The organism is Xanthobacter sp. SG618 (genome assembly GCF_012932745.1).
GTDB classification, from domain to species: Bacteria; Pseudomonadota; Alphaproteobacteria; order Rhizobiales; family Xanthobacteraceae; genus Xanthobacter; species Xanthobacter flavus.
Genome location: NZ_JABBHL010000002.1, coordinates 61179 through 76269, shown reverse-complemented (window position 1 = coordinate 76269; position 15091 = coordinate 61179). Strand labels below are relative to the sequence as shown.

General features: G+C 68.8%; 13 protein-coding genes. 6 read left to right on the top strand and 7 right to left on the bottom strand.

Annotated features, from left to right (window positions below):
- The first annotated feature begins 23 nt into the window (after positions 1-23).
- Positions 24-512: a cyanase gene (cynS, locus tag FHT36_RS05785; protein ID WP_051678988.1), complete on the top strand. Its 489-nt coding sequence runs from the start codon at positions 24-26 to the stop codon at positions 510-512.
- Between the two features lie 81 nt (positions 513-593).
- On the opposite strand, the gene FHT36_RS05780 is transcribed toward cynS, so the two are convergent.
- From FHT36_RS05780 to FHT36_RS05760, 5 genes are all read right to left on the bottom strand, one after another.
- On the bottom strand, positions 594-1745 hold the full coding sequence (locus FHT36_RS05780; protein WP_169121583.1) for a DUF4167 domain-containing protein: 1152 nt from the start codon (positions 1743-1745) through the stop codon (positions 594-596).
- A gap of 572 nt (positions 1746-2317) precedes the next feature.
- Positions 2318-3256, bottom strand: coding sequence for a peptide chain release factor N(5)-glutamine methyltransferase (gene prmC, locus FHT36_RS05775; protein ID WP_348644383.1), 939 nt, complete (start codon positions 3254-3256; stop codon positions 2318-2320).
- Between the two features lie 3 nt (positions 3257-3259).
- A complete protein-coding gene (prfA, locus tag FHT36_RS05770) occupies positions 3260-4342 on the bottom strand; it encodes a peptide chain release factor 1 (protein ID WP_169121582.1) in 1083 nt (360 codons plus the stop codon).
- 77 nt (positions 4343-4419) lie between these two features.
- Entirely contained in the window at positions 4420-6687 is a 2268-nt protein-coding gene (gene ptsP, locus FHT36_RS05765) for a phosphoenolpyruvate--protein phosphotransferase (protein ID WP_169121581.1), read from the bottom strand.
- 96 nt (positions 6688-6783) lie between these two features.
- Positions 6784-8043, bottom strand: coding sequence for an aspartate kinase (locus FHT36_RS05760; protein WP_169121580.1), 1260 nt, complete (start codon positions 8041-8043; stop codon positions 6784-6786).
- Positions 8044-8352: 309 nt separating this feature from the next.
- Here FHT36_RS05760 and FHT36_RS05755 point away from each other — a divergent pair, with 309 nt between their 5' ends.
- The 3 genes from FHT36_RS05755 (at position 8353) to FHT36_RS05745 (ending at position 11605) form a co-directional block, all read left to right on the top strand.
- Positions 8353-8793, top strand: a complete 441-nt coding sequence (locus FHT36_RS05755; protein ID WP_169121579.1) for an HIT family protein — start codon at positions 8353-8355, stop codon at positions 8791-8793.
- 75 nt (positions 8794-8868) lie between these two features.
- Positions 8869-9807, top strand: a complete 939-nt coding sequence (gene nudC, locus FHT36_RS05750; RefSeq protein WP_169121578.1) for an NAD(+) diphosphatase — start codon at positions 8869-8871, stop codon at positions 9805-9807.
- Complete coding sequence (locus tag FHT36_RS05745; protein WP_169121577.1) at positions 9800-11605, top strand: solute carrier family 23 protein; 1806 nt, start codon at positions 9800-9802, stop codon at positions 11603-11605. Before nudC ends, FHT36_RS05745 begins: the two co-directional genes overlap by 8 nt.
- Positions 11606-11626: 21 nt before the next feature.
- Here FHT36_RS05745 and FHT36_RS05740 read toward each other — a convergent pair whose 3' ends face one another.
- Both FHT36_RS05740 and FHT36_RS05735 read right to left on the bottom strand, forming a co-directional pair.
- Positions 11627-12493 carry a prephenate dehydratase gene (locus FHT36_RS05740; RefSeq protein ID WP_169121576.1) on the bottom strand — a complete coding sequence of 289 codons (867 nt, stop codon included), beginning with the start codon at positions 12491-12493 and terminating at the stop codon, positions 11627-11629.
- A 2-nt stretch (positions 12494-12495) separates the two neighbouring features.
- Positions 12496-13281: a 3-deoxy-manno-octulosonate cytidylyltransferase gene (locus FHT36_RS05735; RefSeq protein ID WP_169121575.1), complete on the bottom strand. Its 786-nt coding sequence runs from the start codon at positions 13279-13281 to the stop codon at positions 12496-12498.
- A 216-nt stretch (positions 13282-13497) separates the two neighbouring features.
- Between FHT36_RS05735 and FHT36_RS05730 the strand changes: the two genes are divergently transcribed.
- On the top strand, positions 13498-14097 hold the full coding sequence (locus FHT36_RS05730; RefSeq protein ID WP_169121574.1) for a cytochrome c family protein: 600 nt from the start codon (positions 13498-13500) through the stop codon (positions 14095-14097).
- A gap of 391 nt (positions 14098-14488) precedes the next feature.
- Positions 14489-14779 carry a GIY-YIG nuclease family protein gene (locus FHT36_RS05725; protein WP_169121573.1) on the top strand — a complete coding sequence of 97 codons (291 nt, stop codon included), beginning with the start codon at positions 14489-14491 and terminating at the stop codon, positions 14777-14779.
- Positions 14780-15091 lie beyond the last annotated feature (312 nt).

Here is a 15091-nt window from a genome sequence, read left to right as displayed (position 1 = left end):
ACCCAAGCGGAGACCATAAGAAAATGAAGCGCGAGCAACTGACCGAGAAGCTCCTCGACATCAAGCGCGAGAAGGGCTGGACCTGGAAATACATCTGCGACGAGATCGGCGGCATGTCGCCGGTGCTTGTCGTCGGCGCGCTGCTGGGCCAGATGAAGCTGGTGAAGCCGCTGGCGAAGAAGGCCGCCGAGCTGTTCGGCCTCTCCGAGGTGGAAGAGCGGATGCTCAACGAGGTGCCCATGCGTGGCGCGGGCACGCCCATGCCCCCCACCGATCCGCTGATCTATCGCTTCTACGAGCTGGTGATGGTCAACGGCCCGGCCTGGAAAGCGTTGATCGAGGAGGAGTTCGGCGACGGCATCATGTCCGCCATCGACTTCAACATGGAGATGGTGCGCGAGCCGAACCCCAAGGGCGACCGGGTGCAGATCACCATGTCCGGCAAGTTCCTGCCCTACAAATATTACGGCAACGAGCAGGGCATCCCCGACTACGGCTTCAAGGAAAGCTGAGCCGGCCCTTCGCCGCGCGGCCAAAGAAAAACCCCGCCGGGTGACCGGCGGGGTTTTTTGTTTCGGTCGAAAGGACCAGACCTATTCGTTGAACAGCACCGGCTGCTCGGGCGCCGGCGCCTCGGCGGCAGCCTCGGTGCCTTCGCCGGCCCGGGTGCGGAAGCGGCGGCGACGCGGACGCGGGGCATCGGCCTCGGCGGCCTCTGCACCCTCCTCGCGGGGCGTCTCGCCCGCGGCCTTGGGCTCGGCCTTGGGTTCCGCCTTGGCCTCGACCTTCGCTTCGGCCTTCGGCTCCGCCTTGGGCTCGCGGGGCTCTGCCTTCGGCTCGCTCTTCACTTCGGCCTTGGGCTCCGGGCGCTCCTTGGGAACGGCAGGCGCGCCGGTGATGAAGGACGGCAGGCCGAGGTCTTGCTCCTCGACGCGCGGGGCGCGGGGCGGACGGGGCTGCTCGGCCTCCTCGCTGCGCGGGGCGCGAGGCGGGCGCGGCTGCTGGTCGCCATCGTCGCTGCGGGGCGCACGCGCCGCGCGGGGCACGAAGCCCTCGCCGTTGTCGTCGCGGTTGCGACGGCGGAACTCGCGCGGCTCGCGCTGTTCCCTCGGCTCGCGCTGCTCCCGGGGCTCACGCTGCTCGCGCGGTTCCCGGTTCTCGCGGGGGTCCCGATTCTCGCGGAACTCGCGGTTGTCGCGGGCCTCGCGCGGCTGGTACCCCTCGTCGTCATCCCGATTGCGGCGGAAGTTGCCCTGCCGGTTGTCGCGCTGGCCGCGATCGTCCCGCTGGCCACGGTCATCCCGCTGCCCACGGTCATCGCGTGGGCCCCGGTCATCCCTCTGACCACGATCGTCGCGCTGGCCCCGATCATCCCGATTGTCGCGGGACTGGTAGGGCTGCTCGCTGCGGCCATAGGGCTGGTCGTTGCGACCATAAGGCTGGGGCGCGTCGAGGGAGGACACGTCGTCCCCGTCCTCGTCGTCGCCGTCCTCGTCGCGGCCGAAGCCGTTCACCGGGGCGAACTGACCCTGCAGCGAGGCGATGAGGCGCAGGTAATGTTCCGCATGCTGGAAATAGTTCTCAGCAGCGACGTGGTCGCCGGAGGCCTGAGCGTCGCGGGCGAGCTGCTGGTACTTCTCCGCAATGTGGTGGGCCGTCCCACGCACCTTCACATCCGGGCCGTTTGACTCATACACCCGCGTCAAAGGGTTTGAGCTGCGCCGGTTGTTGTTGCGGCCGCGCATGCGCTTCTGCTGACCATTTCTCATATGGATCGATCTCTACTCGCCCGGCGTTCACGCCGCCGTCTGCGCCCGGCCGCATCGCGCCGGTACAATCCGCATATCCCGCCGGGCTTCCCGCTCCGGCGGTGCGCGTCTCATGAAACGAACCCTCGAAATTCCACCCCATCGGAATGGACCCGTGGCACGCTGCTCTGTCCGCAGGACAAGACCGTCAGAGCCGCGGAAGCCGCCTGCGCCGGCGTCCGCGCTGGACCAAAGCGAAAGTCGTCAAGAAATCAGGATCAGTCCGATCATCGAGCCCCGTTCCGTGCCCCCAGCACGGGCGCCGTTACACGAGATGTGGCAACCCGAGACGTCATCGCCCAAGACGCCACCGACATTCGCCACCGACATTCCGTGAGTCGCGCGTATCCAGCACCGTGAAACGATCCAACCGCAGGATGCTTGCATGAGCTGCGCCATCGCGCGCTCCACGCTCTCGCATCCTCAGCGACCGAAACATCCGTTTGAGATTTCGGAAGCCCGCATCAGCCCTCTGGACCGATGCCCCGGTTCGATTCCTGCGACTGACACTAGCCATTTCCCTCAAAGGTTCCAAGCCTTTTTTCGTCAGCCGTCCGGTTTGCGGCCCCGTGCCACCGGGCGCAAAGGGCGCGCGGGATGCCTCCGAGGTCGGCGCGCGCCGGGCCGAGAACCCTCAGCCCTGCGCATTGAACGAGGGCCGCGACAGCCGGTTCCTGCCCCGCGCCAAGTTCGAGAACAGCCACGCCGTCGGGCTTCAGCAGGCGCGGCAGGTCGGCGGAGATGGCGCGGTAGGCGGCGAGGCCGTCGGCTCCGGCCACCAGAGCCAGATGGGGATCGTGGAGGCGCACATCTATGGCAAGCCCAGCCATTTCGTCCTCCGCGATGTAGGGCGGGTTGGAAACCACGAGGTCAAAGCCACCGACGAGTGCGCTGCCCCAGTCGCCGACGACAACAGACGCGCGGTCCGCAAGGCCGTTCGCCTCGAAGTTGGCCAGGGCCGTCCGGGCCGCGTTCTCCGAGCGATCGACGGCGATGCCTGTTGCTGCCGGCCGCTCCGCAAGCAGGGCGGCGAGGATGGCGCCCGTGCCCGTGCCGAGGTCGAGGATGCGCAGCGGCGCGGTGCGGTCGGGAAAGAGGGACAGCGCCGCCTCCACCACCGTCTCCGTGTCCGGCCGCGGCACCAGCGTGTCCGGGGAGAGGCGGAAGGTGAGGCTCCAGAACTCCTTCTGGCCGAAGATGCGGGCCACGGGCTCCCCCGCAAGCCGCCGGGTGAGGAGCGCCTCGGCCGCGGCAGACATCTCGGGCGTCGCGGAAGTGGTGCCGCGCTCTAGAAGCTCGCCCGGCGCGCATCCGAGGGCATGGGCCAGCAGCAGCCGTGCATCCCGTTCCGGTGTTTCCACGCCACCGGCGGCGAGGCGCGCGGTCATCTGCCGGCGCAACTGGGCGATGGTCAGGTCGGCCGCGGGTGTGTCGCCGGGGCCCGGCACGGCTCAGGCCTCCTCGGCCGCTGCGAGCAAGGCGGCCTGATGCTCGGTCAGCAGCGGTTCGATGATGTCGTCGAGCGCGGTGCCGGCGATCACCTCCTCCAGCTTGTAGAGGGTGAGGTTGATGCGATGGTCGGTCACGCGCCCCTGCGGGAAATTGTAGGTGCGGATGCGCTCGGAGCGGTCGCCGGACCCGACCTGCCCCTTGCGGTCGGCGGCGCGGCCGGCCTCCTTGCGCTGGCGCTCTTCGTCCAGAAGGCGGGACCGCAGCAGGGCCATGGCGCGGGCCTTGTTGCGATGCTGGGAGCGCTCGTCCTGCACCGCTACCACCGTGTTTGTGGGGAGGTGGGTGATGCGCACCGCCGATTCCGTCTTGTTCACATGCTGGCCGCCGGCCCCCTGGGCGCGGTACACGTCGATGCGCAGGTCGGATTCGTTGATGTCCACGTCCACATCCTCCGCTTCCGGCAGGACGGCGACGGTGGCGGCGGAGGTATGGATGCGTCCGCCCGCCTCGGTGGCCGGCACCCGCTGGACCCGGTGGACGCCGCTCTCGAACTTCAGCCGGGCATAGGCGCCCTTGCCGTGGACGGCGGCGACGATTTCCTTGTAGCCGCCCATGGTGCCCTCGCTCTCGGACAGCACCTCCACGCTCCAGCCCTTGTCGGCGGCGTAGCGCGTATACATGCGGTAGAGGTCGCCCGCGAACAGCGCCGCCTCGTCGCCGCCGGTGCCGGCGCGCACCTCCAGAATGACGCCGCGCTCGTCCATGGCGTCCTTGGGCAGAAGCGCGAGGCGCACGGCGGTCGTCAGTTCGGCGATCCGCGCATCCAGCCGCTCCACCTCGGCTTCGGCCAGGGTGCGCATCTCCGGGTCGTCGGCCGAATCGGCGAGCAGTTCCCGGGCGCCCTCCAGGTCACGTTCCGCGCCGCGCAGGGCCCGCACCTGCTCCACTACGGGGGAGAGATCCGAGAACTCACGCCCGAGGCGGACGAACTCTTCCCCCTCGGCCCCGTGGGACAGGGCGGCCTCGATCTCGGCATGCCGGGCGACCAGCTGGTCGAGTTTGGCGAGGGGCAGGGTGTTCATAAGGGGCTGACGGATCCGGACGGTTTGGGGGAAAGGGCAAGAAAAGGGGCAAGAGCGGAGGCGCGCAAGGGCGCCCGCTAGAGCGGCAGGCCGCAGTCCCGCGCGAACTTGGTCAGCACGGCGCGTGGATCGGCCGCGCCGGTCCGGTCCTCGAGCAAGGGCAGCAGCACCTTGCGGGCGGCCGAGACGTCGGTCTCAAGCAGCATCGCCTTGACCGGCCCCATGGCCGCCGGGGAGACCGACAGGGAGCGGTAGCCCAAGGCGGCAAGAGCGACTGCCTCGAGTGGCCGGGAGGCCAGTTCGCCGCACAGGGTCACGGGCTTGCCATGGCGGATGCCCGCCTCTGCCACCAGCCGGAAGGCCCGCAGGGCAGGGGGCGAGAGCGGATCGAAGCGGTCGGCAACCCGCACATTGGCGCGGTCGGCCGCATAGAGGAACTGCACCAGATCGTTGGAGCCCACCGACAGGAAGTCGGCCCGGGACAGAATCTCGTCCAGCTGGAAGAGCAGGGACGGGACCTCCACCATGGCGCCCACATAGACCCGGTCCGGCAGGCCGTGCCCGTGCCGGCGCAGGTGCGTCAGCTCCCGTTCCACGAGGGCCCGGGCGCGATCGAACTCCTCCACAGCGGCCACCATGGGGAACATCACGCGCAGTTCCCGTCCGGCGCCAGCGCGCAGCAAAGCGCGCATCTGGCTGCGCAACAGGCCCGGCCGGTCCAATCCGAGGCGGATGGCCCGCCAGCCAAGGGCCGGGTTCTCCTCCTCCACCGTCCGCATGTAGGGCAGCACCTTGTCGCCGCCGATATCGAGGGTGCGGAAGGTGACGGGGCGGTCGCCCGCGGCGTCCAGCACCGCGCGGTACAGCTTCAGCTGTTCCGAGATGCGCGGGAAGGCCGACGCGATCATGAACTGAAGTTCGGTGCGGAACAGGCCGATGCCCGCAGCGCCGGTCTCAGCGATGTGCGGCAGGTCCACCAGCAGGCCCGCGTTCAAGTTAAGGTCCACATGCACCCCGTCCTTGGTGACGGAGGGGCGGGTGCGCAGCGCGGCATACTGTGCCTGCCGGCGGGCGCGGAAGCGCACCTTCTCGGCATAGGCCTCCTCGACGTCCCCCGGCGGGCGCAGATGCACCTCGCCGGCCTGCCCGTCAACGATCACAGGGTCGCCCTGGTCGGCGAGGCCAGCGGCATTCTCCACTTGGCCCACGGCGGCAATGCCCAGCGCGCGGGCGACGATGGTCACATGGCTGGTGGTGCCGCCTTCCTCCAGAACGAGGCCGCGAATGCGGGTGCGGTCATAATCCAGCAGGGCCGCCGGGCTCATGTTGCGGGCGACGAGGATGGCGTTTTCCGGCAGCGCCTCGCGTTCTGAACTGCGGGACCGGCCGGTCAGTTCGCGCAGGAGGCGGTTGGCGAGGTCGTCGAGGTCGTGCAGGCGCTCGCGCAGATAGGGGTCGGAGGCGCGCATCATGCGGGCGCGGGTATCCGACTGCACCCGCTCTACCGCGCCCTCGGCGGTGAGGCCGGAGAGCACGGCCTCGCGCATCTTGTGCATCCACCCCCGGTCGTGGGCGAACATGCGGTAGGCTTCGAGGATGTCGCGATGCTCGCCGGCCTTGGAGAGGCCGTCGTCCTCCAGCATCAGGTCGATGGAATGTCTGAGCTTGCCGATGGCGGCGTCGAGCCGGGCGGTTTCCTTCACCACGTCGTCGGCGATGACGTTGGTCACCCGGATGCGCGGTTCATGCAGCACCACATGGCCAAGTCCAAGCCCGTCGGCGAGGGCGACGCCCTTGAGGTGGAGCGGCCGGCGCACGGCGGGTTCGGCGCCGGGCTTGGCCAGCGCCGTCAGTTCGCCCGAGGCGATCATCTCCGCCAGCACCATGGCGGTGGTCTGGAGGGCCTCGATCTCCTCTTCCGTATAGGTGCGGCGGGCGCGGTTCTGCACCACCAGCACGCCCAGCGTGTTGCCGCCGCGCAGGATCGGCACGCCGAGGAAGGAGTTGTAGACCTCTTCGCCCGTCTCCGGACGGTAGGAGAATTCGGGGTGGGACTGTGCGTCCAGCAAGGCCAGCGATTCGGCCTCGCGCGCAACATGGCCGACGAGGCCCTCATTCACGCTCATGACGGTCAAGTGAACCGCATCCCGGTTCAGACCTTCCGTAGCGTACAGCTCAAGGGTCTGATCGACGCGCAGCACGTAGACCGAGCAGACTTCCGCCACCATGTTGGCGGCGATCAGCACAACGATCTTGTCGAGGCGGTCCTGCGCGCTGACCGGCTCCGCCATCACCTCGCGGAGGCGCCGGAGCAGCACGCGCGGACCGCCGAGCGCGCCACGCATCGGCCGCATCCTTAAAAAATGAACGGGTTCAGTAACCCCGCGAGGCTATCCAACGGATGGCGCGCCCCCGCAGGGCTACCGTCAACGGTTCCGCCCTCAGCTGTCCAGCCCGTATAGCGAATGGAGAGTCCGGACCGCAAGTTCGGTATAGGCCGCATCTATCAGGAAGGAGATCTTGATCTCCGACGTGGTGATGGCGCGGATGTTGATACCACGGCCCGCGAGCGCCTCGAACGCCTTGGCGGCGACGCCGGCGTGGGAGCGCATGCCGATACCGATGACCGACACTTTGGTGACGTCCCCGGCGCCTTCGATCGCCTGGAAGGCGATGGAGTCGCGGGCCCGCTCGATCACCGCCTTGGCGCGCTCGAAATCGGCCGTGGGGACGGTGAAGGTGATGTCGGTATAGCCGTCCGCCGACACGTTCTGGACGATCATGTCCACATTGATGTGCGCGTCCGCCAGCGGGCCGAACACGGCGGCGGCGATGCCGGGCTTGTCGGCGACGCGGCGGATGGAGACCTGGGCTTCGTCCTTGGAGAAGGCGATGCCCGTGACCACCTGCGATTCCATCTGGCTTGCCACGATTTCCTCCTCGTCGCAGATGAGCGTTCCCGCCTTCTCGACCTCGCGCATCTCCGGCGCGTCGGGGTCCACAAGGCTCGAGCGCACGAAGGTGCGCACATTATGCACCATGGCGAGCTCCACCGAGCGCACCTGCAGCACCTTGGCGCCGAGCGAGGCCATTTCCAGCATCTCCTCGAAGGCGATGCGGTCGAGGCGGCGGGCCTTGGGCACCACGCGCGGGTCGGTCGTATAGACGCCGTCCACGTCGGTATAGATGTCGCACCGCTCGGCCTTCAGCGCCGCGGCCACCGCCACCGCCGAGGTGTCCGAGCCGCCGCGGCCGAGCGTCGTGATCCGCCCTGTGGGCAGGTGCATGCCCTGGAAGCCGGCGATCACCGCCACCTCGCCGCCCTCGATGGAGGTGGCCAGACGGTCGGCGTCGATGTCCATGATGCGGGCGGAGCCGTGGGCATCGTCGGTGGAGATGGGGATCTGCCACCCCTGCCAGGACCGGGCGGAAATGCCCATTTCCTGCAGGGTGATGGCCAGCAGACCACTGGTCACCTGCTCGCCGGAGGCGACCACCGCGTCATATTCGCGCGCGTCGTAGAGCGAGGAGGCATCCTTGCACCAGGCGACCAGTTCGTTGGTCTTGCCGGACATGGCGGAGACCACGACGGCCACCTTGTGGCCGGCCTCCACCTCGCGCTTGACGTGGCGCGCCACGTTGCGGATGCGCTCGATATTGGCGACCGATGTGCCGCCGAACTTCATGACAAGCCGAGCCATCGCTCGTGCCTTTCTTCGCCTGATATCCTTGGGGTTGCACGCGTGCGGCGCCGCTTGCGGCGGCCGGCTTCAGCTCCGCATCATTTTCGCCGGCTGAGCCGGGCACGCGATGCCTGGGGTGCGGAGGTGGCCGAGCGGAACATCCCTTAAGTCCTTGCGCGCGGGGTTCTCGAAGGTCGCGCAGCTGTTGGGGCGCCTCCATAGCGGCAACGGCGGGCCGGGGCAACCGCTCTGCGCAAAGCCGGAAAACCCGCTTGCGGCGCGGGGAGGGCGGAGGCATCAACCGTCTGTCCCACCGGAGCCCCGCCCATGACCGAAGACGCCTTCACGCTCGACCCCCGCCTCGCCGCGGACGGCCCGGCCGTGGGGGACCTGCCGTTATGTCATGTGCGGCTGGTGGAGGACCGGCGCTTCTTCTGGGTCTCCCTGACGCCTCGCCGGGCGGGCATGTCCGAGGTTTTCGACCTCGATACCGAAGACCGCCTGAGGCTGATGGAGGAGATCGCCCTCGTCTCGCGGGCGGTGAAAGACATCACGGCCTGCGCCAAGCTGAACATCGCGGCACTGGGCAACATGGTACCACAACTCCACCTACACATCATCGCCCGCAATCCCGGCGACGCGGCCTGGCCGGGCGTGGTTTTCGGCACCGGCACCCGCGAGCCGCTGAGCGATCTGGAGCGCCAATCCCGCCTTGAGGCCCTGCGCGGACGGCTCGATGTGCACAGCCCAGACTTGCCGGTGGGATAGCCTTGCCTCGGCTCCGGCTGCGTGCGACGGTCGCCGACAATTCTCAGCCTGCCGCCTGCCGGGGTCGCCTGGTCCATGTCCTTCATTTCCCGCCCCGATCTCGGCGCCTGGCCGACCCTCGGTTATGTGGACAGCCCGCTTGACCGCGCCTGCCACCTGCGTGCCAGCGCCGCCGATCTGCTCGATCATCCTTCGGCTCGCTTCTACCTGCTGGGGGGAGAACTGGTCGCGCTGAAGGGCGCCGGCCCGGTGTTCGATCCCCTCTTCGAGAGGGCGGAAGCTGAGGCTCGCGGGCGCGGAGAGGCACTGTTCCTCGGCATCGAAGGCGACGGTGCGCCGCGCTTCGCCATGGGGTTCGATCCCGGCCTGCGGGAGACGCTGGAGGGCGAGGGGCTCACGGTTACGGACCTGCGCACCATTGCCGTCAGCGGCCTGATCGCGCCGCAACACCTCGGGCCTGTGGCCTGCGGCAAGGCACTGCGCGCCTGGCATACGCGGCACGGCTTCTGCGCCAATTGCGGTGCCGCCTCGCGCATCGTGGACGCCGGCTGGCGGCGGGATTGCCCCTCCTGCGGGGCCCAGCACTTTCCGCGCACCGATCCCGTCGTCATCATGCTCACCGCCCGCGGCGATCGCTGCCTGCTCGGCCGCCAGCCGCATTTCGCGCCGGGCATGTGGTCGACGCTGGCCGGCTTCGTGGAGCCGGGCGAGACCATCGAGGACGCGGTGCGCCGCGAAACGCTCGAAGAAGCCGGGGTCCGGACCGGCAAGGTGCGCTATCTGGCGAGCCAGCCGTGGCCCTTCCCCATGTCGCTGATGATCGGCTGCATCGCCGAGGCGACGAGCGAGGAACTGGTCATCGACCGGAACGAGCTGGAGGATGCCCGCTGGTTCGGCCGGGATGAGGTGACGCTGATGCTCACCCGCGCCCATCCCGACGGGCTGTTCGTGCCGCCGCCCATCGCCATCGCGCACCACCTGATCCGCAATTTCATCGAGGGCGGGCATGCTTGAACCGGCGGCGCCCGAAGGTGCTCCACGCCCGGCGCGCCTTGCCCGTCTGACGCATCTGCTCGACCGCTTTTTCCCTGATTCCCGCCGTGGCACGCGGACCGGTCGCCGACCGCCCTCCCTCGTCTACGGCCTCGACGATAAGGTGCCGCCCGCGGCGCTGATCCCGCTCGCCGCCCAGCACGCCATGCTGGCCGTGACCTTCCTGATCTACCCCGTGCTCGCCGCCACCGAGGCGAAGCTGCCCGCCGACCAGATCTCCGCGATGGTTTCGGCCTGCGCCATGAGCATCGGGGTCGCGACCATCATCCAGTGCATGCGAACCCGCTTCGGCTCCGGCTATCTCGCCGTGCACATCCCCGCGCCCGGAGCGATCCCGCTGGCGGTGCAGGCGCTGGCGCTGGGCGGGCTGGGGCTTATGGCGACGACGACGCTCCTCGTCGGCATCGCGCAACTGTTCATCGCCCGGCTGGTGCGGCCCCTCCGCGTGCTGCTGCCACCGGAAGTGTGCGGCGTCGCGGTGAGCATGCTCGGCGTCTCGCTTGCGAGCCCGGCGCTCAGGCGGGCGCTCGGGCTCGACCATGGCCCCATGGTGGAGGAGAATGCCGTTCTCTCCAGCCTCGCGACCGTGGGCATCATCGTCGCCATCACCGTGTTCGCGCCGCGGCGACTGAAGCTGTTTGCGGTGTTCGCGGGGGCGAGCATTGGCTGGATCGTCGCGCTCTCGCTGGGGGCCGGACGTCCCGAAGCGCCGGACGCCATTGCCGCGGCGCCGCTCCTCGCCTTGCCGACCCTGACCCTGCCGTCCTTCCAGTTCGCCCCGGCGCTGTTCCCGCTGATGGCGCTGCTGGTGGTGATGAACCTCGTGGACGTGCTCTCCGTCACCGTATCGCTGGAAAAGATGAACGATGCCGACTGGCGCCGCGCCCACATGCCGGCGGCGCAACGGGCGGTGACGGCCTGCGGCATCGGCAACATCCTGAACGGGCTTACCTCCGGCTTCCAGTCGGGGCTCTCGTCCTCCTCGGTGGGCCTCGCCTTCGCCACCCAGTCCACGGCCCGCGTCATCGGCTTCACCGCCGGCATCATGATCTTCGCCATCGCCTTCGTGCCCAAGGCGATCGTGGCGCTCACCCTTATCCCCTCGCCGGTCATCGGCGGAATTCTGCTCTACACCTCCGCCTATCTGGTGGTGGCGGGCATGGACCTCGTGACCTCCCGCCGCCTCAGCGAGCGGCGGGTGTTCGTGGTCGGGCTCTCGGTGCTGGCGGGCCTCTCCGTGGCGCTGCTCCCCATCACCCGCCAATTGCCGCTGATGTTGCAGCCCTTGTTTTCGACGCCGCTGACGGTGGGGGCGCTGAGCGCCATCATGCTCAACCTCCTGTTCCGCATCGGCATCGCGCAGGAGGCGGTAGAGGAAGTGCCGGAGGGGGCGCACGCTTTCCCGTTCGTCCGGGATTTCCTTGAAAATCAGGGCGATAACTGGGGCGCCCGGCGCGACGTGATCGCCGCGGCCATCCCAACGGTCGCCCAGGCGCTGGAGCTGGTGGCCGACAGCGGCATCGCCGAAGGCCCCATCGAGCTGCGTGCGCGGTTCGACGAGAGCCACCTCGATGTCTCGGTCGTCTATGACGGCATCGTCATGGAGGCGCCGAAGGAGCGACCGTCACCGGAAGCGCTTTTGGGCGACGCCCAGGAGCAGGCCTCCTTCGCCGCCTACATGCTCACCCATCTGTCCGACCACGTGAGCTTCGGCCGCACCGGCGGCCGCGCCCGCATCATGGTGCGGTTCGACCACTGAGCTCAAACGCCAGCGGCCTGCTCAGATCGACGGATCTGAGTCTCCGAACCGCGCCCGGTAGGGGTGCGCGGGATAGACGCCCAGGATGCGCATCTCCCTGGAGAAGAAGGCCAATTCCTCCAGCGCCAGCTTCACGGACCGGTCGTCGGGATGGCCTTCCACGTCAGCATAGAATTGGGTGGCGGTGAACTGGCCGTCGAGCTGGTAGGACTCCAGCTTGGTCATGTTCACCCCGTTCGTGGCGAAACCCCCCATGGCCTTGTAGAGCGCCGCCGGCACGTTGCGGACGCGGAAGACGAAGGTGGTGATGACCGGCCCGCGCCCTGCCGGAGCCCAGTCGGCGCCGCGGGTCAGGATGATGAAGCGGGTGGTGTTGTGGGCCTCGTCCTCGATGTTCTCGGCGAGGATTTCGAGGCCGTAGATGTCCGCCGCCAGGCGGGAGGCGATGGCGGCCCGGGACAGGTCGTTCGCCTCGGCGATCTCGCGGGCGGAACCTGCTGTATCTGCACCGATAATCGGCGTCAGCGACAGGGTGCGGATGGCCTTGCGGCACTGGCCCAGCGCCATCACGTGGCTCTGCACGGTCTTCAGCGTGGAGAGGCTTGCGCCCTTCACCGCCATGAGCTGGTGGGAGAGCGGCAGGAAGTACTCGCCGACGATGGAAAGGCTCGACTGCGGCATCAGATGATGGATATCCGCGACCCGGCCCGCCACCGAATTCTCTATGGGAATCATGGCGTAAGCCGCGGCCCCGTTCTCCACGGCGGCGAACGCGTCCTCGAAGGTGGGGCAGGGGACGGCTTCGAAGTCGGGGAAGACCTCGCGGCAGGCGATGTGGGAATTGGCGCCGGGCTCGCCCTGGAAGGTGATGCGTCGAGTCATCGGCATGCTCATTTTTCCTGCGCGAGAAGGGCCCGTGCCCTTTCCAGATGGGACGGGGTATCGACCCCCAGCGGCACCGCGTCAACCACCGCCACGTCGATCCGCATACCGGCCTCAAGTGCCCGCAGTTGCTCAAGTTTCTCCCGCTTCTCCAGGGGCGACGGAGGCAGGGAGACGAAGCGTTCCAGAGCCGCCCGGCGATAGGCGTAGAGGCCGATATGGTGGTATAATGGCCCCTCTCCGAAGGGGGCGGTGGCGCGGGTGAAATAGAGCGCGCGCAGCAGCCCCGGCGCCAGTGGCGAGCCCACCACCTTGACCACGTTGGGGTCGGTACGCTCCTCGGCCAGGGTGATTTCGGCGGCCAATGTCGCGATGTCAGCCGAGGTTTCCAGTAGGGGAATCAGTGCCGTTCGGATGGTGTTCGGTAGAATCGTCGGCAGATCGCCCTGCACATTGACCACGATCTCCACCTTGCCCGCCGGGTCGAGGGTGGTGAGCGCCTCGAAAATGCGATCCGAGCCGGAGGGGTGGTCTGAGCGCGTCATCACCGCCTCGAGGCCGGCGGCGGTGACGGCGGCGGCGATCTCGGGGGCGTCGGTGGCCACCGCCACCCGGCCGATGCCGGCTGCGACCGCGCGCCGCGCCACCTCGACGATCATGGGGCGGCCGCCCACGTCGGCAAGCGGCTTGCCCGGCAGGCGCGTCGCGGCCATGCGGGCGGGGATGAGCACGAGCACGCGCCCGGCCTGATGCCCTGCGGGGGCTGGGGCGGGGGAAGGGGTGTCGGCCGGCATGGGGCGGGGTCCGGAAGGCCGCGCCGGGACAGACGCGGGGAGTGGCATTGGGGCGCGCCTTATACGGGTTGCTTCGACCGGTTCAAAGTGCTTAGTGTCGCCGACGGTTCGTGGGGCTCCCCCGCGCGCCATTCATCGACATGCTTGGGGCCGGGCAGCGCGCCGTTTCGGTGCAGCGCCCGGTGGGACACAGGACCTCCGAGGGGCGTAGCGCCGATGGACAGTTTTGAATTGAACAAGATCGCGGGTGCTGTTCTGGGCACGCTCACGCTGACCCTCGGCCTCGGGATCGTGTCCGAAATCCTGTTCACCCCCGAGGCGCCGGCCAAGCCCGGCTTCGAGATCGCCGTGCAGGAAGGCGCAGCCGCTGCCGGCGCGCCCAAGGCGGCGGCCGAGGTGCCGATCGAGCAGCTGTTCGCCACCGCCTCCATCGAGAAGGGCCAGGCCGCGGCCAAGAAGTGCGCTGCCTGCCACAACTTCCAGGAAGGCGCCGGCGCCAAGGTCGGCCCCGACCTCTACGGCATCGTGGGCCGTCCGGTGGCTTCCGCCGCCGGCTTCGCCTATTCCGCGGCCATGAAGGCCAAGGGCGGCGACTGGACCGCGCTGGCGCTCAACACCTTCCTCACCAATCCCAAGGCCGCCGTGCCCGGCACCGCCATGGCCTTCGCCGGCATCGGCAAGGAAGCCGAGCGCGCGGACCTGATCGCCTATCTCAACTCGCTCTCGCACGATCCCAAGCCACTGCCGACCGCCGCCGCCGCTCCGGCTGCTGCGCCGGCCGCCGCCCCCGCCGCGGCGCCCGCCGGGCACAAGTGATCTGATCGGGAGGGCTCAGCGCCGGGCGTTGCCTCCGGCCTGAACCGCTCTGGACGATTGAAAGCCCTCTCCCGCTGCGCGGGGGAGGGCTTTTTCGTTTGGGGCGGTCTGTGCCCCCTCGCACCGTCATGCCCGGGCTTGTCCCGGGCATCCACGTCGGGCCGATGGGACGGTGTCCGGACGGTGTTCCCGGCCGATCCACGTGGATGGCCGGGACGAGCCCGGCCATGACGGCGGTGAGGGGACTGGGTCAGAGGAACGGCCGACAGGCGTCCCCCCCGCATGGTCCATCCGGCGCGCTCCCGTCCGCTATCGCGCCGTCGCCCGGCCAAGACGGCGGTAAGGCCAGTACGGGCTTGCCGAAGCTTAAGGTCCGATCCAAGTTCTGCCCATGCGCGGGGGCTGGGTTTACATCCTCACCAACCGTCCGAACGGCACGCTTTATGTCGGCGTGACGAACGATCTGGTCCGTCGCATTTTCGAGCATCGTGAGGGGGATGTCGACGGCTTCACCAAGCGTCACCGCCTGACTCAGCTGATCTATTTCGAGCGCCACGACGAGATTGCGCGGGCCATCCAGCGCGAGAAGACGATGAAGCATTGGCCGCGCGCCTGGAAGGTCGGCCTCGTGCTGGAGATGAACCCTGAATGGCGCGACCTTTACGACGAGATCGCGTCCTGATTTGCCGCTGTCATGCCCGGCCTTGTGCCGGGCGTCCTCGTCGGGCCGATGGGACGGCGCTCGGAAGGTGTTCCCGGCCGGGCCACGTGGATGGCCGGGACGAGCCCGGCCATGACGGCTTGTTCGGGATGGACTTGGCGGTGACCTCGGCGGGGGGAGGCCCGCCATTTCACGCCATTGTCATCCCCGGTGCTTTCGCTCGGGCGGGAAGCCTTCCGCATGGGGAGCGCCCCAAGGAGCCGATATCCAGCTGTCCTCAAGGCTTCCCCAGCGGCGGTGTGCAGGTCGCCACGCCCCCGCGCCTGCCAGCCC